Below are 19,945 nucleotides of genomic sequence, written 5' to 3'. Positions count from 1 at the left end.
CGATTCCGGCGGCAGGCTTCGGAGCCGAAGTTCGGTTTCACGATCTTTTCCGACCGCCGCCCCTGCTATTCCAATGTCGTTGAGATGCAGTTTCATTCGCAGTCGGCACGGCTACGCGGACTGTGTCCACACCCAGCTATCATCGAGCCTGTCGGCTCCACGAACCACCGAAGCGGTCCATCCGCTCGCATCGACGACGGAAGGGTACGCGGTTGATGTCCGTCCACGATGCCGTACACCGGGGCGACGTGCCCCCACCGATCGACCTCGCAGGACACATGCGCGAACTCGGCCGGGCATTGCTGCCCGCCGTGATCATTGCCGTGTTGGTCGGTGCAGGCATGTTCTACCTCAGGAGCGAACTCACCGACAAGCAGTACGCCGCGTCGATCGTCGCGGAGATCGAACCTGCCCAAACGCTCGTTCCCGGTGACGCGTTCATCGAGCAGATGCGCGCACCGTTCATCGAATTGGCCACCGATCGCGGCGTTCTCGATCAGGTCCTGGAACAGGTCGACGCCGATATGGACGCGTCGCAACTGGCCTCGAGCGTCGAACTGTCTCCTGGCACCTCACCCGCGCTGCTGACAGTGACCGTGACGACCCGATCTCCCGAACTCGCCGCGGAACTGGCCGAGGCGATGGTGTCGACGATGGCAAGTACGTCCTCCGCCAACGCGATCCGCGACTCGCAGGAACGAACGGCCGAGGGGCAGTCCACCGTCGACGCGCAACAGGCTCGGGTGGACGCTCTGCCTGCCGACGATCCGAGTCGACCTGCGGCACTGTCCGAACTGGCCCAACTACGCACCCAGCAGAGCGAACTCGAAGCAGCTGCCAGCGGAGATCGACTGGTCGTGTTGTCGAAACCAGAGCAGAGTACAACTCCGGTCTCACCGAAACCGGTCTCGGAGGCACTCGTCGCAGCTCTGGCTGCACTCATCGTCGCGGCCGAACTGATCGTGTTGCTTCGAGGAAGGCTCGGCCGCAAGCCCTCTCGCTCCTGGGCTCGTCGGGTGTCCCGGAAATACGGTGCACACTTCGACCCGGCGACCGGCGACACGGTACCGCCCGTCGTGGCTTCCCGGATCGCTGCCCTCGAGCGTGGCGACCGACCGGCATCGAGAAGTGCGCGACACGCAGCCCCGAAGGGCGACAGCGTGATTCTCGTCCTGGTCGGCGACGGTGCAGTCTTCGAGTCGACGCACGGCGACGGACCGACCACCGGCCACCATCGAGCCACCGCCGAATTCGGCCTGTCGGAGCAGTGGTGGCAGTACACCGACGTCGGTGACGTCGAGACCGTCGTTGTGCTGGTGTCGAAGCGTGGACGGGACAAGAAGGCAGCAACTGCGGCGCTGCGACGGCTCGACGACTTCGACATTCCCGTACACCTGGTATTGCAGAACAAGAACTCGACCCGACGAGCAGAACAGACCGCGCAGACGATCGCGCCGGAAGGCCAACGCCATGCCAGCTGACAGAATTGCCGTCGTACACGAAAGATTCACGGAGATCGCAGGATCCGAGCACGTCATCGAACAGCTGGCCTTGCACTGGCCCGCTGCCGAAGTGTTCGCACCGATCTCCCGCCCGTCCGGGGTTCCGTCCGGAATCAGCCGCGCGCCGCACACGTCCGCCCTCAATCGGGTGTACAACGCATTGGGCCAACGGTCGTACGCACCCGTTCTTCCGATGATGCCGTTGGCCTTTCGTCGGATGCCATTGCGCGGTTACGACGCCGTCGTGGTGAGCCATCATGCCTTCGCGACTCAGGCCGTGTTCGCCACCGACTCCCCCGTGATCGCCTACGTGCACAGTCCCGCACGATGGGCCTGGGATCCCGAACTTCGCGCAGGTGAAGGCGGCGGCAGAGCCGGAGCAGCGATACTGACGGCACTGTCGGCCGTTGCCCGTCGATGCGAGATCGCCGCCGCACCGAAACTGACGACCGTGGTGGCCAATTCGACGGCGGTCGCTCGCCGCATCGATGACTGGTGGGGCCGAGACGACGCCGTGGTGGTCCATCCTCCGGTCGACACCGAGGGTTTCGCGCCGGATCCGTCGATCGAGCGTGAGAACTTCTTCCTGCTTGCCGGCCGCCTGGTCCCCTACAAGCGTCCGGACATCGCGGTGCGCGCCGCCGCCGAGGCCGACGTTCCCCTCGTGGTGGCGGGAGACGGCCGTGCAATGAACGCCTGCCGGGAACTGGCCGGACCCAAAACGACCTTCCTGGGGCGGGTTTCGCACGAGAAGCTTCTCGAACTGCACCGCACGACGCGCGCCCTGCTGATGCCCGGAGTGGAGGATTTCGGCATAGTCCCGGTCGAGTCCATGGCCACCGGAACACCGGTCATCGCACTGGGAGACGGCGGGGCCGTGGACTCGGTGATTCCCGGTGAGACCGGCTTGCATGTACAGCCGGGCTCCGACGAGGCCGTCATCGCCGGGTTCGCCGAGGCCATGCGCTCGTTCGACCCGGCCGACTACGATCGCGCCGCCATTCGTAGATGGGCGGAAGGCTTCTCACGGGCCAACTTCCGCAGTCGAATGCAGGAGGTCGTCGATGCCGTCCGCTGAGCGTAGTTATCGCTCGACTGCACTGGATCGCGTCTTCGCCGACACCCGGATAGTCACCGCGGTCGGGCCCGTCCGCGGTCTCGACATCGAGCGGACGCGTCGAACGCTCACCGCCGCCGAACACGTCGACGCGGAGCCGCACATCGCGCTGGAACCACGCTCCGATGCTCGACGGTGGCGCTACCGCAGCAACATCGCCGGCGACAATGTCACCACGAGCAGTGGCGGCACCGAAGACCTGGGGCAGATGCTCACCGACATTCGGTCGCGACAAGGTGCTCGCGGTCCACTCGAGGTGGTCGTGTTCGACGATCACCTCGCCATCGACTATTCGCACGGAATCGGGGACGGCCAGATCGGCGTCCTGATGTTGGCGGCATTCTGCGACGATGCCGACGGATCACTGGTTCCCGGCCTCGCCGCAGGCTTGCCACCGAGCACGACCTGGAAAGCTCTGTGGCGGCACTACTCTCGGCATCCGAAGACGCTGGCGGACTTCTGGTCCCTGCGTGCTCGACACCGGCGCGCAGCGGACGGCGGGTCCGGTCCCCGTCGTCGGATCGAGAACTGGGAAGACGGAAAGGTCAGCCGGGCCGGGTACATGAGCAAAGCCGACGTGGACGAGCTGAAGAACTGGACTGCGGAGAACCTGCCCGGAGCGACCGCTGCGTCGATCTCGATTGCCCTGTGGAGCGCGGCGCTACGAGCGGAATCCGTCGACATCGACGAGCACATCATGGTGTTGTTCAACAGCCGCCGCTATCTCGATCCGGCCCAGCAGGGCGCGCACGGGAACTTTGCCGTCGGCATCCCATTGCATCTTCCTGCCGACACGACACCCGTCCGAATCACCGCATCGATGCGTGAGGTGATCGAATCCGGCTGGCCCATCGCGGTACTGGGCATGTCACATCTTCGCGATGTGGCGTCACGCATTCGGCCGTCTGCACCGTCGCAGGACAAGAATTCGGTCGTCGAGGTACCCGAGACCTTGCGGCTGGCCGTGAGCGACCTCGGGAAAGTGCGGGTGTTCGACCACCTCGACTGGGCCGACGACGGCAGGCCCCCGCAGATGGCCGCGTCGCTCGAACCGGACGGTCCGGACGGCTGCACGATGCTCATCGCCGAAATCGCCGGTGGGCGAACCTATACGGCCTCGTTCTGCAGCAAGATGGTCGATGTGGCCGTCATGGATGCAGCGCTACGCAGAATGTGTGAAGACCCAGTGGCACTGCTCCGCGATGCGTACTGATCAGCCAGAACCACCTTTGCCGCACAGACGGGCCGATACATGACCGACGAATCGACAGTTCTCTTCCTCGCGCACACCGGCCAGGTGTCCGGTGCCGAGAAGGTGCTGCTGGATTTGATCGACGAGGCCACGCGTCGCGGCCATGCCACCGTGATCGCCTGCCCTGCAGGCCCATTGGCAGATCGCCTGCCCGACACGACGCGACACGTCCGCATCGACGAGCTCGGACTGGGTGGGCAACGTGGTGCCGCGCGCGGTATCGCGGCGATCAGGATGGTCGCACGATGGGTCGGGGCGGCGCGCGCCGTGCGCACGATCGCCCGCGCACCGGGCACCGCCACGGTCGTCAACTCGCTGTTCGCGCTTCCGGTGGCGCGGTTTGCGCGGCCCGCTCGCGGGGCGTCGTGGCTCGTCCACGACACGATGACCTCTCTCAAGCAGCGTGTGGTGGTCCGGTTCGCCCGGCCGGCCGTTCGCGTTGCGGTATCGGTGTCCGAGGCCACCGCAGAACCGCTCCGAAAGGCCGGCCTCCCCGTGGTGGTGTCACACAACGGCGTGCCGTGGCCGGTTCCGCGGTTCGGCGGTGCGCTGCACTCTCCGCCGGTCGTCGGGATGCTGGCGTTGTTGACGCCATGGAAGGGGCACCGCGTGCTGCTCGACGCCGTCGCCATGCTCCCTGACGTCCGAGTCGAATTGGCCGGGGGAAGCTTCCCCGGTGATCGCGAATACGTCGACGAACTCCGCGCGCGCGCCGCGGAACCGGATCTTGCCGGACGTGTCGAGTTCCTCGGACACACCGATGCCGAGTCCGCTCTTCGCAGGTGGGATGTCGTCGTGTCGGCCAGTACTTCTCCCGAGGCAGGTCCGTTGTCGGTCTTGGAAGCGATGTCGCACGGATTGCCGGTGATCGGAACCGATCACGGTGGCACGCACGAATTCCTCGCCGACGGTGCTGGAATTCTGGTCGAGCCCGGCAACTCCGATGCTCTCGCTGCCGCCGTCTCGGCGGTGGTCGACGACGCCGATCGACGGCGGCTGCTCGGTGAGGCCGCCCGCTATCGGGTGGCCAGCCGGCACGACATCAGCGAGACACTGCCGGAGCTGTTACACCAATTGACCAGCTGATCGTGCCGCACCGTCGGCCAGAACACGGTGAAAGCCGAACGTCGAGCGGTGCGACTGTGTTTCAATCGACTCCCGATTGGAACGAGGGGGCACTGTGACTCGCGCACTGACGAGGTCCAACGAGCATTACCAATGGGGCATGGGCGTGATGACGTCGCTCGCTGTCACGACGCTCGTCAAGCGGATCGTGTCCGCCGCCGCCCTGGCCATGGCCGTCGTGGTCACCCTCGAGCTGGCGTTCGGGTACGGCGCGACCACCCCCATCCCCGCGATCGTGCAATGGACGTGCATGATCGCCGCGTACGTCATGGGCGCGTTCTGGTGGTTCGGACCGTGGCCGACGCTCGGGCAAGCCTTCGCCTTCGTCGTCATCGCCGATCTGTCGATCTTCGGAGCCACCATCACCGCGAATTTCGCGCCGGAAGTCACCCTCGGCAAATGCACCTTCCTCATCCCGATGGGAATGTTGGCCGGGTTCTTCTTCGACAAATGGCGACTCGCTGCTCACATCGCCCTGTGCCTGTTGGGAACGTCGATCGTCGCGGTGTACATAGTGCTGGAACGGGATGTGGACACCTTCGTGGCGGTGGTGCTGTGGGCCCCGATCGTAGTGACGCTGACCGGCTTCGTGCTGATGCTGCAGCTCACGACACAGTCGATACGAACCGAATTCGAGTAGTAGCCCGTCAGAACGTCAACAGGACTTTGCTCGATCGGGATGCATCGGCGGCGAGCGCGAACGCGTCGAGGGCGTCTGCCACCGGATACTCCGCGGTGATGACGGGTGCCACATCGAGTGAACCGTCGGCCAGAGCTTGGATCACGTCGTCCATCTCGGTGTTGAACCGGAACGAGCCGATCAGGTCGATCTCCCGGGTGATCGCCAATGACAGCGGCACCGGCTGAGGCCCCGCCGCAGGTAACCCGACCATGACGACACGACCGCCGCGAGCCGTGCCGTTAATTGCCGACGCCAGACCATGGTGGTTGCCCGAGCACTCGAACGTCACGTCGGCCTCGACCGCCGCGACTGCCGTCCCGTCTCGGGCGTCGACTGTTCGATGCGCTCCGAGTCGACGCGTCACTTCCAGGGCGTAGTCCTCGAGGTCGACCGCGACGATCCGAGCTGCTCCGGCTCGGCGAGCGACCGCCACGATGAGGGCACCGATCGGACCGGTCCCGACGACGAGAACCGTCTTGCCGGACACCGCCCCAGCACGCTCGACGGCATGCCATGCGACGCTCGCCGGCTCGGCCAACGCAGCAATTCTCAGATCCAGACCGTCGGGCAACACTCTGAGCATTCGTGTCGGGACGGCGACGTGACCGATGAACAGACCGTCGTCGTGCGGTACCTGCGCGGCGCTTCCCATGTAGCGGCATCCGGGAGACAGGTTCGGACGATCGACCGGATACTTCGCGCCGGTGGCGGCGGGAGTCGCCGGATGGACAGTGACCGGGGTGCCTTCACCGGGGCCACTGCCGTCTCCTGCGCGCCGAACCACGATGCCCGACGCCTCGTGCCCCAATCGCATCGGCGCCTTCAGTACCGATTGCCCTGCCGCCCCGTGCTTCCAGTAGTGCAGATCGGAGCCGCAGATTCCGCCGTAGGCAATTGCGACGATGGCCTCGTCCGGCGAGGGGTCGGCCACCGCCACTGTTTCGACGCGGATGTCATCGGTGCCGTACGCGATCAGGGCGACCGTTCTGTCGGGCACAGGATTCGGTTCGGTGGTCATCGTGTCGTCCGTTCCGTTCGAGGTGGGCAGGTCAGACCCGGTCGAGCACCGGATCGGTTGCGTTGGCCGGATCGGTCAGATCGCGGTCCCGAGTTTCCGGTGCGAAGGATGCGGCGACGAGCACCGAGACCGCCATGATCATCATGTAGACCGCGACCGGGACCCAGGATCCGGAGAACGCGGTGATCAGTGCCGCGCACAGCAGAGGAGCGATTCCGCCGCCGAAGACGGACGCGAACTCGCGGCCGAGAGTGACTCCGGCGTACCGGTATCGAGCCCCGAAGATCTCCGGGAAATAACTCATCGTGACACCGACGGCCCCCTGGCACGCCAGGATGAATCCGATGATCATCACCAGGGTGATCAGTACGTGCGAACCGGTGCTGAGAGCCATGAACGTGGGAACCGGAAGAATTACGAGCAGGCTGACGATCCCGATGTACACGGGCTTACGGCCCACCTTGTCCGATAGCCATCCGAAGCCCCAGGCCGCAATGCCGCCGCAGATTGCGCCGATGAGCAGAACCTTGGGTATGAACGTGGGATCGACGCCGATGTCGTTCTTCATGTAGGAGGCCATGAACACCTGGTACGTGTAGGACTGAGCGCTGATGCCGACGGTCATGAACATGACGATGAACAGCGGTCGCTTGCCGTTGGTGAACACTTCCTTCACCGGTGCCTTGGGTCGCTCCTGGGCCGCCTTCAGCTCCTGGAACACCGGTGACTCGTTGAGCTTGCGCCTGATGATGAACGCGGCCACGGTGACCAGGATGCTGCTGAGAAACACCATGCGCCAGCCCCAGGACATGAGCTGATCGTCGGGGAGCAACTGGGCAAGGATCCAGGCGATGGCTCCGAGAGCGGTGCCGAGCGCCGCGCCGGTCATGACAAGAGCGGCCAATCTGCCACGCTTTCCGATCGCGGCTGTTTCCGTCAGAAGCGTTGCGCCACCTGATTGTTCGGCACCAGCGCCGAAGCCCTGGAAGAACCGGCACAGGACCAGCAACACCGGGGCCAGTAGTCCCACCTGCTCGAACGTCGGCAGCAGACCGATCGCCATGGTCGCGCCGCCCATCAGCATCAGCGTGGCGACCAGAACCCACTTGCGCCCGAGCCGGTCACCGTAGCGTGAGAAGAACAGTCCACCCAGTGGCCGGGCGAGGAAGCCGACGGCGTACGCGCTGAAGCTGGCAATGATGCCGGCCGCCGGGGAGATGTTGGGAAAGAACAACTTGTTGAAGATCAGCGCGGACGCTGTGCCGTAGATGACGAAGTCGTACTGTTCGAGTGTGGTTCCGATGAGGCCGGCCCACGCTGCGCGTCGTACGGCGGAAGGATCATGTTGGGCCGGAGCGATTCTGGGAGAATCTGACGGTTCTGTGGTCGTGTCCATGGTTGTCCTCGGGTGAGTTTCGGCCTCGGCCGAACGAAGGAAGGAGAATGAGTCAGTCGAGTGTGGTCCGGGATGCCGTGACGACGGGGCGGAGCGAAGAACTCGCCGCTTCGACGGCTGCGGCCATCGGACCGTGACGAACAACAGTATCCATCAATTCCGCTGTGCGTGTGATGAATTCGGGAAACTGCGCCAACTCGACGGGGAGTATGTCGCCGCGTTCGAGAACCGAGCGGACGAAATCCTCACTGGACGCTACCGAAGCGGCAAGTCCTGCCAAACGCGCACGTGCAGGGTCGGCCATCGCATGCGCATGCGGGCCCGGGTCGAAACCGTCGGGCGGGCACACGCAGCAGAGATAGGCGGCGATGGTCAAGGAAAGGTGTTGCGGTACAACACCGTTTCTCAGGTGATGGAGCGCTGGGTCCGGGATCCTCTGCGCGAGCTTGGCAGAGCCGTCCGAACCGACCTGTGCGGTCTTGTGCCCCAGAGCGGAGTTGGACCACCGCACGAACAGCTGGGCGATGTAGTCGTCGATATCCACCCCGTCCGGAACGGGCACGGTCGGGAGGTATTCGTCGACCAACACTGCTCGAGCTGCGGCCTCCACGAACGGGCGACCGATCGAGTCCGGAATTGTCGCGCGACCGTCGAGTGCGCCGAGATAGGCAATGAGAGAGTGAGTTCCGTTGAGCAGTCGAACCTTCATCAGTTCGTACGGTTCGACGTCCTCGGTGAACACGGCACCACCGGCTTCCCAGCGGGGACGTCCTGCGGCGAACTCGTCCTCCATCACCCACATCGTGAACGGCTCCGCCGGCACGGCAATGGTGTCCACAGCGCCCAGCTCGGCGGTGGACTCGGCGTCGTACAACGCACTGCTGGACGGAACGATGCGATCGACCATGGAGTTGGGGAACGTCACCGCCGCCGCCAGCCACTCGAGCACGTCGTGCGCACCGCAACGGTCCAAGAACTGACGCACGAGTGCAGCGGTGCGATCACCGTTCCCCAGCAGGTTGTCACAGCTGGCCACGGTGATCGGAGCCCCGTGCGTTCGCGCCCGCATCGCCAGAGCCCTCGCGAGCTGCCCCACCGTGGTCGTCGGCGTTTCCGGCCGCTGCAAGTCCTGTTGCACTGCAGTCGATTCGAGGTCGAGAGAGCCCGTCCGGGACGACAGCGTGTAGCCCAGCTCGGTGACGGTGATCGTCACGATTCGGACGTCCTCGTCCGCAATGGCCCGTACGACGGCGGAGGGGTCGTCGGCGGCGACCATGGCTCCCGTGTGTGCTCCGGGGACGCTCACCTTCGATCCCGACGGCGAGATCTCGACGACGCCGTAGAGCAGTTCCTGAGCGAGCATGGCGTCGACAATCGTGCGAGATCTGTTCGCTACGCCCAGAATCCCCCACGAACCGCCGTCCTGCGCCAGTGCCGCAGCGGTGTACACGGCCTGATGTGCGCGATGAAAGTTACCCAGCCCCAGATGGACGATCCCGGTGCCGTCCGGTCGTGCCGGGACGGCCCCCGAGCGAGCGAGTGCCGAACGAGTCAGTCTGGATTCGCTCATCTCGTCACCAGTCCGTCATCGAGCCGTCGAGGCGGCGAGCGACGGGGAGATACGCGGGCTCGTACGGGTACCGCGCCGCCAACGACTCGTCCATGTCGACGCCGAGGCCGGGGGCGTCACCGGGGGTCAGGTAGCCGTCGGCGAACGACCATGCGTGTGGGAACACCTCGTCGACCAGTGGGTCGTAGCCCATGAATTCCTGAATGCCGAAGTTCGGAGTGGCCATTCCGAGGTGCACGCTCGCGGCGAGGGTGATCGGCGAGACGTCGGAGGGCCCGTGCGGTCCGCAACGAACCTGGTGTACCTCGGCCAGCGAGAAGATCTTTCGGACATGACTTATCCCGCCGGCATGCGCGATGGCCACCCGAATGAAATCGATCAGCTTCTCGGAGATCAACTGCTGGCAGTCCCAGATGGTGTTGAACACTTCACCGATCGCGAGCGGGGTCGTGGTGTGGTGACGCACCAGCCGCAGGGCGCTCTGATCCTCGGCGGTGGTGACGTCCTCGAGCCAGAACAGATCGACGTCCTCGAGCGACTTGCCCAGTCGCGCAGCCTGTTGCGGTGTCAGCCGGTGGTGCGCGTCGTGCAACAGCTTGAGCTCGGATCCCACGTGTTCACGCACCGCTGCGAGCACCCCGGGAACGTGATTGAGATACGCATCGGTGTCCCAGACCTCTTCGACGGGAACGGCACCACGGCCTGCGGGTTCGTATCCCTGCGCGCCTCGGTGCACTCCGTACACGGACTCCAGGCCGGGAACACCCGATTGGGCCCGCACGGCGCGAAAACCCTGTGCTCGACGTCGATCGACGGAATCGATCAATTCCGACGTGTCCCAGCCGGTGGCGTGGGTGTACGAGAGAATGCGGTCGCGGACGGCTCCACCGAGCAGCTGGTAGACGGGTTGCCCGAGGGATTTGCCCTTGATGTCCCACAAGGCGAGGTCGACGGCACCGATCGCGGCCATCGTCACCGGCCCACGGCGCCAGTAGACACCGCGGTAGAGGTATTGCCAGGTGTCCTCGATGCGTGCGGGATCTCGGCCGATGAGAAGCGGCGCGACATGATCTTGCAGGTACGACGCCACCGCGAGTTCCCTGCCGTTCAAGGTCGCGTCGCCGTAGCCGACGACGCCGTCTGCGGTGGTCACTTTGAGTGTGACGTAATTACGCGTGGGGCTGCAGACGATGACGTCCGCGGCGACGATCTTGTCGGTCACGAGCGCTCTGCTTTCTCCGTGAAGTTCTCTCCGGCAACGACATCGGTCAACGGTTCGCGCGCGGCGAGTCGACCGATGTTGGCAGTGATGTCGTCGACCCGGCCCTCGAAGGTTTCGCGTGTGATGCCGGACGAATGAGGTGTCATCAGGACGTTGTGCAGCGTGTGGAACGGATGACGCGAGGGGGCACCGATGCCGTCGGCCGACGGGTAGTCGTACCAGACGTCGATGGCGGCGCTCCCGAGCGATCCGGCGGACAGCGCGTCGAACAGTGCATCCTGCTGCACCAGGGGGCCGCGCCCGACGTTGATCAGCACTCCGTCCGGTCCGAGAGCTGCGAGTTCGGTGTCGCCGATCATGCCGGTCGTGCGCTCGTTCAGTGGTGCGGACACCACGACGACATCCGCTTCGGTCATCAGGTCGGACAAACGATCGGTCGATGCGGCCCAGGCCAATCCGTTCTCGGCAGCGTTCACCGATCCGCTTCCCGTAACCGCGATGCCCCGGCAACCGAAGGCTCTCAGCAACTGCCACGTCTGTGCACCGATGTGACCGAAGCCCACGAATCCCACCGTTGCCGAACCCAGCGAATTCGATTGCCGAAGCGTCCGGTCGTACACCGGCGACGCCCACCGATCCTCCCGCATGAGGCGGTCCTGCCCGAGAAATCCGCGCCGGAGGACGACGGCGGTGGCTACGATGTATTCGGCGATCGAGCGCTCATGGTGAAAAGTGTTGGCCACCAATGTCTGCGGGCTCAGAGCGTCGAAGGAAACGCCGTCCGTGCCTGCCCCCGCAACGTGCACCAGCTGCAGATCGGGTGCCGCCTCCGCCATAACGGCCGGGAACTTTCCGCCGACATACACGGTCGCATCGGCGATGTCCGCGACGAGTGCATCGACGTCGAACTTCTCGTGCCACGACAGCTCGATATCGGAGGCGACTCGGCTCTCGAAGCGGCCACGATGCGGTAGGAGGTTGGAATCTGCGATGACGACCTTCATTTCGTGTCGTCCTTTCCTGGTGCGAGAGTGCGGATCCGAGCGGGCCCCGATGAGCCGCGGACCACGAGTTGGGTAGGGAGATGGATGGTTCTGGGCGACGACTCCGGTTCGACTGCCCGCTGGAACACCAGATCGGACGACACCAGGCCTGCACGGCCCATCGGAACGTTGATACTCGTCAGAGCGGGATGCGCGAGTTCGGCCAGGGGCGAATCGTCGATGCCGATGACGCTGAGGTCTTCCGGTACTGCCAGGCCCATCGACCGAACCCCGTTCATGACGCCGATGGCCATGGGGTCGTTGTGGGTCATGACGGCGGTAGCACCCGTGGCAACGACGCTGGCAGCCGCAGCATGGCCACCGGCCAAGGTTTCCTGCTGCCACCCCAGTACATCGAGCACGATTCCTCGCGCCGCACAGAACTGTTCGACGGCGTCGACGCGTCGCTCGTTGGACCACGATTGCGGCGATCCCTGGACGTACGCGATATGCGTGTGACCGAGAGCTGCCAGGTAATCGACGGCCTGCCGGATACCGTCCTCGGAATCGGCGACGACACAATCACATTCGCTCGATGATCGGTTGACGAGCACCAGCGGTGTGTCGCCCGCCAGCTGCACGATGTCCTCGGCCGGTAGTCGTGGAGCACAGACGATCAGAGCGTCGACTCGGCCCTGCAGGTCACCGATCACTTCACGCTCACGGTCGGCGCTTCCGTCGGTGTCGGTGAGGACGATGGTCTGCCTGCGATGCCAGCCCTGCGCTTGCGCAGACTTGACGAAGCTCGCGAAGACAGTGTGGCCGATGTCGGGTACCACGACTGCGACCGTCGTTGCCGCGACCCTGGTGTCGGAGGACCGACCAGAGGCCGCGACGTAGCCGATCTGGTCGGCGACGGCGATGATCCGAGCCAACGTGTCCGCCCCGATTCGATCCGGGTTGCTGAAGGCGCGCGATGCCGTCGACAGCGACACACCTGCACGTTGCGCAACCTGCGTGAGCGTGGGTGCCACGGTTCACCTCCCGGGTTCGTTGTGATGCCGAGCACAACGATGACAGAAGTTGCGCAATATTGTCAACGCCTTGCGCAATAGCGGCCTCGTCCGAACCGGGACCGGGTTTGACACACTCGACTGCGATCACGTCCACACAGAGGGAGACTCACCTTGCGCACCTTTTCGCACCCCCAGACCGGCACAACCGTGTCGAGCATCGTCCTCGGGTTCATGCGCATCCTCGACCTGGACGACGACAGGATTCGCAAGTTGGTCGACACCGCCCTGGACGTGGGAGTGACCGTATTCGATCACGCCGACATCTACGGCGGCAGACCCCACGGGTGCGAGGAGCGCTTCGGACAAGCGGTGACACTCACTCCGTCGCAGCGTGAGCGCGTCAGCATTCAGAGCAAGGTCGGCATTCGCGACGGCTATTTCGACTTCTCGGAAGACCACATCGTGTCGACCGTCGAGGGTTCGCTCTCGGCACTCGGCGTCGATCATCTCGACACCCTGCTGCTGCATCGACCGGACAGCCTGGTCGAGCCCGACGAGGTCGCGGCGGCATTCGACACACTGCACACGTCGGGCAAAGTGCTCGGTTTCGGCGTCTCCAATCACACTCCCGGTCAGATCGAATTGCTGAAAACAGCCGTCACCCAACCACTTCTGTTCGACCAAGTGCAGTTGAGCGTCGTCCATTCACCGCTGATCGCTGCGGGCCTGACCGCCAACATCGGCGCGCTGGACCAGTCGGTGGATCGCGACAACGGGTTGCTCGACTACGCGAGGGCACGCGGCATCACCGTGCAAGCGTGGTCGCCACTCCAGAGCGGGACCCCGTCGGGTGTGTTCGTCGGAGATCGCAAGAACTACTCGGCCCTCAACGATGCGCTCGACGACATTGCCGGCCGATACGACACGACACCGGCCGCGATAGCGGTCGCGTGGATAACACGCCACCCGGCCGACATTCAGGTGGTCCTGGGGACCACCACGCCGGATCGGATAGTAGAGGCCGCTACAGGGTCGGACATCCGCCTGACCAGGGCGGAATGGTACGGCCTGTTCCGCGCAGCAGGTCACACACTGCCCTGATGCCGGGCATCGGGCTGTGTTACCTCGCCGTTACCAAGTAGCGACGAATCCGTGATGTTGCAGGCTCGGTTCGGTGATGTTGCGCTGTCAGGATTACGGGACAGCGTGCACCGGAACCTGCAGCCCTCGGGTTCCACACCGAGCACGCCGGTTCGATAGGCCACCCGAACTGAGAGGTTCGCACCGTGACTGTTTCCGATTTCACCGATGTTCGCTCCACCGCCCCCGCTCGACGCCACTCGATCGGGATCGAGTCCTACTCCCCCGATCTGACCGTTGTTCGCGCCGTCGGCGAGCTGGACATGAGTGCCCGAGCAGATTTGGTGAACGCCCTCGACGGTGCCCTGCGGGGCAATGCAGTTGTGCTGCTGGACTTGTCGGCGGTGGACTTCATGTACTCGGGTGCCGCGAGCGTGATCGTCGATGCTGTCGAACGTTCCGACGGACGCGTCGAGGTCTTCGCTCCTACCCGGCCGGCGCGCCGGGTGCTCGATGCGGTGGGTGCGAGCTTCATCGGGGAAGATCCCTCCGCGCGCTGATTCGCAAGGTTTGCGTGCCGGTGCAACCGGCAAACCTCGTGTGGACAGCGACTCCAGTCGGTAACGACCGTGAATCGTCTCGAGAACTGGGGCGGCTTTGGTTTTGCCGCAATGGGTCCTCTTCACACGAGGCAAGGATCGACAATGTCCGACCAGTTCACCAAGAGCGACCCCACCACTGCTTTCTCCATGCCCGATCGGGACGACCAGCCCGAGCTCGAGCATCCGGGATTGACTCGCGACATGGTCACCGCACCGGATCACGGCGAGAAGTCGTACCGGGGTTCGGATCGGTTGCACGGCCGAAAAGCGTTGATCACCGGTGGTGATTCCGGGATCGGACGAGCGGTGGCGCTGGCATTCGCACGAGAAGGTGCCGATGTCGTCATTGCTCATCTCGAATCCGAGGGCCCCGATGCCCAAGCGACCGTCGACCTGATCGAAGCCGCTGGACGGTCGGGCCGAGCGATCGCCTGCGACCTCACCGACGAAACGCAGTGCACCAAGTTGGTCGACACTGCCGTGGAGGTTCTCGGAGGCCTCGACATCGTCGTCAACAACGCCGCGTTCCAGATGGCCCAGATGGGCGGCATCGCTGATATCACCACCGACCAGTTCGACCGTGTGCTCAAGACCAACTTGTATGCCTTGTTCTGGATTTCGAAGCACGCCGCCGCCGTCATGGGTGCGGGCTCCACCATCATCAACACCACCTCGATTCAGGCATCGAATCCGTCACCGGAGTTGATGGACTACGCCACCACCAAGGCAGGCATCGTCGCTTTCACCAAGGGCCTGGCTGGCGACCTCGCCAGCCAGGGCATTCGAGTCAATGCCGTTGCGCCCGGACCTATTTGGACTCCCCTGATTCCTGCGACCATGCCTGCCGAGAAGTACGGCGAGTTCGGCGAGACGGTTCCGTTGGGCCGCCCGGGCCAGCCCGCGGAATTGGCTCCGGCCTACGTTTTCTTGGCCTCGAACGAGTCCAGCTACATCACAGGCGAGACCATTGCGGTCACCGGGGGCACCCCGTTCAACTGATCTCGGGGTCTTCGGACTTCGACGCCCGCCACGCCAACAGCACCCCGTCTCCTTCGGGTCGCCGCCATGGCAGGAAGAGCGCCACAGCGATCGCGCATGCCATGGCGGCCCCGACGGTGACGAACGAAGCCAGTTGGAACCCTTCCAGGGAGGCTGCTTTCATCGCGTACACCAGGTCCGCTTTCTGCGCCGCGAAAATGGGATTGGTCGGTGAGTTCACAATTTCGATGACGCTGACGACCGTCTCGCGGGCGAAGGCCTTCTGGTACGGCTGCATGATCGCATCGGGAATGGCGTCGATCCTGGGACCCACATTCGTGGTGTAGATGGATGCGACTATCGAGCCGAGGACCGCAACTCCCAGCGTTCCCCCGATCTCCCTGGTGGTGTCGTTCACTGCAGACCCTGCCCCCGCTTCGTCCAACGACACCGAGGACATGATGGATTCTGTGGCCGGGCCCTGCACGATTGCCAATCCCAGACCCATCAGGATCATCGAGATCACAACAGGTCCCAGGTATGGAGTCTCCACCTCCGTTCGGCCGGCGATGAACATGCCGACGCTCATCACCACCAGACCGAACACAATCACTGCGGTAGTACCGATGCGTTGGGCGATCAGTGTGGCCAACGGTGCGCCGATTGCGATCGCGACCGCGAACGGCAGCGAATGAATGCCGAACTGCAACGGTGTCAGCTCCATGACGCCCTGGAAATACTGGGTGATCATGAACAGGAAACCGAACATGCTGAAATATGCCACTGCAATAGCCAGTGCGGGCAACGAGAAACGTGGGTTTCGGAACAGCTGCAAGTCGAGTACCGGTGACGGCGCGCGAAGCTCCCACCACACGAACGCGCCCAATGCCATACATCCGACGATGTAGCCCCCGAGGCTCAACGGCGACAGCCACCCGTTGTGCGGCGCTTCGATGATCGCCCAGACCAGCACGGTGATACCGGCCAAGGAAAGCACGATCCCCAGTGGATCGTATTTTCCGACGTGCTCCGCCTTCGATTCCGGCACGCAGGCAAACGCTGCGATCAGAACGAGCAGAGCGACCGGAACATTGATCCAGAATACCGAGTGCCACGAGAAGTGTTCGAGCAGAAAGCCGCCTGCTGTGGGGCCTATGGCGATAGCGAAGCCTGCCATCGCCGTCCATGCGGCGATGGCCAGTGCCCGTTCCTTGGCGTCGGTGAAGATGTTGATGATGAGCGCCAGCGTGGCCGGGAACACCGCGGCGGCACACACTCCCATGGCAGCGCGGGCCGCCACCACCTGCCCGAGGTCGGCGGCGACAGCCCCGCCCACAGACATCACTGCGATGCCTGCCAAACCGAACATCATGACCTTCTTGCGCCCGTAGCGGTCTCCGATGTGACCGAACGCCAGCAATAGACCCGCGAACGTCAGCGTGTAGGCATCGACCACCCACTGAAGCCCACTGATGTCCGCTCTCAGCTGCAACCCGATGGACGGCAGCGCCACGTTGACAACGGTGTTGTCCAGAACGACGAGCAACTCGGCGATGCAGATGACGAGCAGCGCGAGGTATCGCCGACGGAACGGCGGCGCACCTGGTCGATGGAGGGCGATCGTGGGCAGCGACATGAGGATCCCTTCAACTATGCCGGACGGCATAGTTCCTGAAAGGAAAGTATCTGCAACTGGCCGTTATAGCAACCGCGTCGCGCGGAACCGACTCGACGACGACGCGCGTTGCGCCCCTCCAGCAGGCTGAACACTTCACTATCCATCCGGGACGGGACGCGACAGCCGTGCAGACTATGGTGTCTGGCATACCCTGCCGCCACTCTTCGGAATCGGAGCAACGCCATGTCCCCTGACACAGACGTCGTCGATCTGAGCAGCCCACTTTTACTTGCTTGTGGGCAGATCCTGCCGAACCGCGTGATGAAGTCGGCGTTGAGCGAGGGTTTGGCGACCGTCGAGCATGCACCCGACTCTCGTCTCGAAACGCTGTACCGCCAGTGGGGTGCGGGCGGTTACGGACTCGTGGTGACCGGAAATGTCATGGTCGACCGATCCCACCTCGGCGAGCCGGGCAACGTCGTCATCGAAGACGATCGCGACCACGATGCACTTGCTCGATGGGCAAAAGCGACATCCGACGGCGGTGCACCCATTTGGATGCAGCTCAATCACCCGGGCCGCCAAGCCAATCCGATCGTGACGCGCACCAAGCCCGTCGCACCGTCCGCCGTTGCTCCCAACATCCCGGGGATCCCGGCACCGCGGGCGTTGAGCGAGAACGAGATCCGCGACATCATCGGCCGGTTTGCGACGGCAGCGGCGGTGGCCGAAACGGCAGGCTTCGACGGTGTTCAGATCCACGGCGCGCACGGATACCTGGTGTCTCAATTCCTGTCGCCCTTGTCCAACCGACGCGACGACGACTGGGGCGGCGACCTCGACGGGCGAATGCGATTCGTTCTCGAGGTGGTCCGAGCCATCAGGTCGGCGGTCTCCCCCAGCTTCGCGGTGGGAATCAAACTCAATTCGGCAGACTTCCAGCGCGGCGGATTCAGTGAAGAGGAATCACGGATCACCGTCGAGCACCTTGTCCGGGAATCGATCGATCTCATCGAAATCAGCGGTGGCAGTTACGAATCACCCGCAATGATGGGAACGGCGAGCACCCGCGAGCGCGAGGCCTACTTCCTGGAGTACGCGCGCACGGTCCGTGACGCTGCGGGACCGGTTCCATTGGCCGTGACCGGAGGCTTCCGCACCCGATCGGTGATGAGCTCGGCGGTCCGGTCGGGCGAATGCGACATGGTGGGTCTCGGGCGGCCGACCGCTCTGACCCCCGGTGTCGCCGGTCCGCTGGTCGACGGCACGCTCGACCGCGTCGAGTCGCCGCAGGTAGCCCTCCGGCTCCCATCGAAGGCGAACGCCTTCAAACAGATCAACGGAGCTCTGGACCTACAGTGGCACACCGACCAGCTCCAGCTCATCGGTGCCGGCCGGCAACCGAACTCGAGCCGCCCGGCATGGAGAACCGCCGCGACGATGGTGCAGCGCAACGGCTGGGACGCGTTTCGCAATCGCAGAACGGCCGCGTCGACGAACCCATCCTCAGCGATCGAGAAATTTCGCCGTGAACGGTGGATCGGCAGATACGTTGCGAATCCGATCGTCGACGCGCTCACGGCGGTCGGTGTCAGAACGTCCCTGATCACCGATATCGAGACCGTCGGCCGCAAGTCCGGCCTGCGCCGTCGCGTGCCGGTGTCCGCATCGTTCGATACCACCGGAGCATGGCTGATCTCACAGCACGGAACCCGATCCGGCTGGGGCGCCAATATCACCGACGAGCCCGCCGTTCGTATTCGGGTGGGTAGCCGATGGCGCAGCGGGACCGCCACTTTTGTGCCCGGTGATGACGTCGCCCTCCGTGCGCGGTCGTTCTCGAACAATCCGGTACTCCGGCGGGTCATCGGAGCGGGCTTCCGCGCGCTGCAAACCGATCCGATCTCGGTGCGCGTCGACTTCAGCGACTGACTCGAAAATGGACGCGCGCCGATCCGGTACTCGACGGCATCAGTGCCGAAGTCGCATAATCACTCGATGGAACCGATCCCCACCGGCACACTGCGCAGCACCGATAGCGGCTTCGCGCTCGAATTGAGCAGAACGCTTGAGCTTCCACGTGAGGACGTGTGGGCAAGACTCACCGAATCGTCCCTTACTGCGCAATGGTTCGGTCCGTGGGAACGGATTTCGGACGACTCCATTCGGATCACCATGAGTTTCGAGGAGGGCGCACCGGCCTCGGATATGGCCATCGAAGCGTGCGAGCCGCCGAGCCGGCTGGCCGTGCGGACGCTCGACGACATGCAGTGGCCCCTCGAGGTTCGGCTCGATGATCAGGGCGATTCCACGGTGCTCGTCCTCGTACACAGTTGCGAGAACACGGACGGTGTGGGCGAGATCGGACCCGGCTGGGAGTACTACCTGGACATGTTCGTCGCGTCTGCACGCGGCGGACCCCTGCCGAAATTCGACGACTACTTCCCATCACAGCAGACGTACTATGCGTCGCTGCGCCCGCTGTGAGTCAATGGTTACGCAGCGCGTCGATGAGCTCATGCTTGTTCAATTTCGAGTACCCCTCGAGGCCCAGTTCCTTGGCTCGGTCGGTGAGTTCGTCCACCGTCCAGTCCTCGTAGGATCCGGACTCACCACCCTTCTTACCCACCTCGTCCCGACCCTTGTTCGCGGCCGCATTCGAGATGCGGGCAGACTTCTCTTTCGAGTTGCCCTCCTCCCGGAGCTTCTCGTACAAGCCCTGGTCTTTCAACTGCGGCTGGTCTGTGTTGTCGTTCTTCGCCGGCATCGTGATCCCCTCGCACT

18 protein-coding genes are annotated in these 19,945 nt (G+C 64.2%); 10 read left to right on the top strand and 8 right to left on the bottom strand.

The window, feature by feature from the left end:
• The first annotated feature begins 215 nt into the window (after positions 1-215).
• The 5 genes from CH285_RS06600 to CH285_RS06580 all read left to right on the top strand — a co-directional run bounded on the left by CH285_RS06600 (position 216) and on the right by CH285_RS06580 (position 5,636).
• On the top strand, positions 216-1,481 hold the full coding sequence (locus CH285_RS06600) for a hypothetical protein (RefSeq protein WP_230592963.1): 1,266 nt from the start codon (positions 216-218) through the stop codon (positions 1,479-1,481).
• Positions 1,471-2,580: a glycosyltransferase gene (locus CH285_RS06595; protein WP_094644339.1), complete on the top strand. Its 1,110-nt coding sequence runs from the start codon at positions 1,471-1,473 to the stop codon at positions 2,578-2,580. The genes CH285_RS06600 and CH285_RS06595 overlap by 11 nt, the downstream gene beginning before the upstream one ends.
• Complete coding sequence (locus CH285_RS06590; protein ID WP_255032536.1) at positions 2,567-3,832, top strand: hypothetical protein; 1,266 nt, start codon at positions 2,567-2,569, stop codon at positions 3,830-3,832. Before CH285_RS06595 ends, CH285_RS06590 begins: the two co-directional genes overlap by 14 nt.
• Positions 3,833-3,871: 39 nt before the next feature.
• Entirely contained in the window at positions 3,872-4,957 is a 1,086-nt protein-coding gene (locus CH285_RS06585; protein WP_032368234.1) for a glycosyltransferase family 4 protein, read from the top strand.
• Between the two features lie 94 nt (positions 4,958-5,051).
• Positions 5,052-5,636 (top strand): hypothetical protein, encoded by a 585-nt coding sequence (locus tag CH285_RS06580; protein ID WP_027497630.1) that lies wholly within the window; start codon positions 5,052-5,054, stop codon positions 5,634-5,636.
• Positions 5,637-5,643: 7 nt separating this feature from the next.
• On the opposite strand, the gene CH285_RS06575 is transcribed toward CH285_RS06580, so the two are convergent.
• Genes CH285_RS06575 through CH285_RS06550 form a run of 6 tightly spaced genes read right to left on the bottom strand, consistent with a single transcriptional unit; the run spans position 5,644 to position 12,901 of the window.
• The gene (locus tag CH285_RS06575; RefSeq protein ID WP_094644340.1) at positions 5,644-6,696 is read right to left on the bottom strand and encodes a zinc-binding dehydrogenase; all 1,053 of its coding nucleotides are present in this window, start codon (positions 6,694-6,696) and stop codon (positions 5,644-5,646) included.
• Positions 6,697-6,727: 31 nt separating this feature from the next.
• Entirely contained in the window at positions 6,728-8,092 is a 1,365-nt protein-coding gene (locus CH285_RS06570; protein ID WP_032370188.1) for an MFS transporter, read from the bottom strand.
• A 52-nt stretch (positions 8,093-8,144) separates the two neighbouring features.
• Positions 8,145-9,662 carry a mannitol dehydrogenase family protein gene (locus CH285_RS06565; protein ID WP_094644341.1) on the bottom strand — a complete coding sequence of 506 codons (1,518 nt, stop codon included), beginning with the start codon at positions 9,660-9,662 and terminating at the stop codon, positions 8,145-8,147.
• A 4-nt stretch (positions 9,663-9,666) separates the two neighbouring features.
• The gene (gene manD, locus CH285_RS06560) at positions 9,667-10,884 is read right to left on the bottom strand and encodes a D-mannonate dehydratase ManD (RefSeq protein ID WP_094644342.1); all 1,218 of its coding nucleotides are present in this window, start codon (positions 10,882-10,884) and stop codon (positions 9,667-9,669) included.
• A complete protein-coding gene (locus CH285_RS06555; protein ID WP_094644343.1) occupies positions 10,881-11,888 on the bottom strand; it encodes a 2-hydroxyacid dehydrogenase in 1,008 nt (335 codons plus the stop codon). The genes manD and CH285_RS06555 overlap by 4 nt, the downstream gene beginning before the upstream one ends.
• A complete protein-coding gene (locus CH285_RS06550) occupies positions 11,885-12,901 on the bottom strand; it encodes a LacI family DNA-binding transcriptional regulator (RefSeq protein WP_094644344.1) in 1,017 nt (338 codons plus the stop codon). The genes CH285_RS06555 and CH285_RS06550 overlap by 4 nt, the downstream gene beginning before the upstream one ends.
• Before the next feature lie 153 nt (positions 12,902-13,054).
• Between CH285_RS06550 and CH285_RS06545 the strand changes: the two genes are divergently transcribed.
• The 3 genes from CH285_RS06545 (at position 13,055) to CH285_RS06535 (ending at position 15,564) form a co-directional block, all read left to right on the top strand.
• Positions 13,055-13,984 (top strand): aldo/keto reductase, encoded by a 930-nt coding sequence (locus CH285_RS06545; protein ID WP_094644345.1) that lies wholly within the window; start codon positions 13,055-13,057, stop codon positions 13,982-13,984.
• 185 nt (positions 13,985-14,169) lie between these two features.
• Positions 14,170-14,523: an STAS domain-containing protein gene (locus CH285_RS06540; RefSeq protein WP_027497637.1), complete on the top strand. Its 354-nt coding sequence runs from the start codon at positions 14,170-14,172 to the stop codon at positions 14,521-14,523.
• Positions 14,524-14,667: 144 nt separating this feature from the next.
• Positions 14,668-15,564, top strand: coding sequence for an SDR family oxidoreductase (locus CH285_RS06535; RefSeq protein WP_094644346.1), 897 nt, complete (start codon positions 14,668-14,670; stop codon positions 15,562-15,564).
• On the opposite strand, the gene CH285_RS06530 is transcribed toward CH285_RS06535, so the two are convergent.
• Entirely contained in the window at positions 15,557-17,179 is a 1,623-nt protein-coding gene (locus CH285_RS06530; protein ID WP_094644347.1) for an MFS transporter, read from the bottom strand. The two genes, CH285_RS06535 and CH285_RS06530, sit on opposite strands and share 8 nt — an antisense overlap.
• 225 nt (positions 17,180-17,404) lie before the next feature.
• On the opposite strand from CH285_RS06530, the gene CH285_RS06525 reads away from it, so the two are divergent.
• Entirely contained in the window at positions 17,405-19,093 is a 1,689-nt protein-coding gene (locus CH285_RS06525; RefSeq protein ID WP_094644348.1) for a nitroreductase family deazaflavin-dependent oxidoreductase, read from the top strand.
• A 66-nt stretch (positions 19,094-19,159) separates the two neighbouring features.
• Positions 19,160-19,648: an SRPBCC domain-containing protein gene (locus CH285_RS06520; protein WP_094644349.1), complete on the top strand. Its 489-nt coding sequence runs from the start codon at positions 19,160-19,162 to the stop codon at positions 19,646-19,648.
• Position 19,649: 1 nt separating this feature from the next.
• Here the strand turns inward: CH285_RS06520 and CH285_RS06515 are convergent, their stop codons facing one another.
• Complete coding sequence (locus tag CH285_RS06515; protein WP_032406787.1) at positions 19,650-19,928, bottom strand: DUF7218 family protein; 279 nt, start codon at positions 19,926-19,928, stop codon at positions 19,650-19,652.
• Positions 19,929-19,945: the final 17 nt, after the last annotated feature.

This window comes from Rhodococcus sp. 05-2256-B1 (assembly GCF_002258465.1).
Lineage (GTDB): Bacteria > Actinomycetota > Actinomycetes > Mycobacteriales > Mycobacteriaceae > Rhodococcoides > Rhodococcoides fascians.
The sequence above is the reverse complement of the archived record's forward strand: the minus strand, read 5'-3'. Positions and strand labels throughout refer to the sequence as shown.

Coding starts and splice junctions, on each gene's coding strand:
- CH285_RS06600 (WP_230592963.1), top strand. CDS start 216: ATGTCCGTCCACGATGCCGTACACCGGGGCGACGTGCCCCCACCGATC.
- CH285_RS06565 (WP_094644341.1), bottom strand. CDS start 9,662: ATGAGCGAATCCAGACTGACTCGTTCGGCACTCGCTCGCTCGGGGGCC.
- CH285_RS06595 (WP_094644339.1), top strand. CDS start 1,471: ATGCCAGCTGACAGAATTGCCGTCGTACACGAAAGATTCACGGAGATC.
- CH285_RS06570 (WP_032370188.1), bottom strand. CDS start 8,092: ATGGACACGACCACAGAACCGTCAGATTCTCCCAGAATCGCTCCGGCC.
- CH285_RS06585 (WP_032368234.1), top strand. CDS start 3,872: ATGACCGACGAATCGACAGTTCTCTTCCTCGCGCACACCGGCCAGGTG.
- CH285_RS06590 (WP_255032536.1), top strand. CDS start 2,567: ATGCCGTCCGCTGAGCGTAGTTATCGCTCGACTGCACTGGATCGCGTC.
- CH285_RS06555 (WP_094644343.1), bottom strand. CDS start 11,888: ATGAAGGTCGTCATCGCAGATTCCAACCTCCTACCGCATCGTGGCCGC.
- CH285_RS06535 (WP_094644346.1), top strand. CDS start 14,668: ATGTCCGACCAGTTCACCAAGAGCGACCCCACCACTGCTTTCTCCATG.
- CH285_RS06530 (WP_094644347.1), bottom strand. CDS start 17,179: ATGTCGCTGCCCACGATCGCCCTCCATCGACCAGGTGCGCCGCCGTTC.
- CH285_RS06520 (WP_094644349.1), top strand. CDS start 19,160: ATGGAACCGATCCCCACCGGCACACTGCGCAGCACCGATAGCGGCTTC.
- CH285_RS06575 (WP_094644340.1), bottom strand. CDS start 6,696: ATGACCACCGAACCGAATCCTGTGCCCGACAGAACGGTCGCCCTGATC.
- CH285_RS06515 (WP_032406787.1), bottom strand. CDS start 19,928: ATGCCGGCGAAGAACGACAACACAGACCAGCCGCAGTTGAAAGACCAG.
- CH285_RS06525 (WP_094644348.1), top strand. CDS start 17,405: ATGTCCCCTGACACAGACGTCGTCGATCTGAGCAGCCCACTTTTACTT.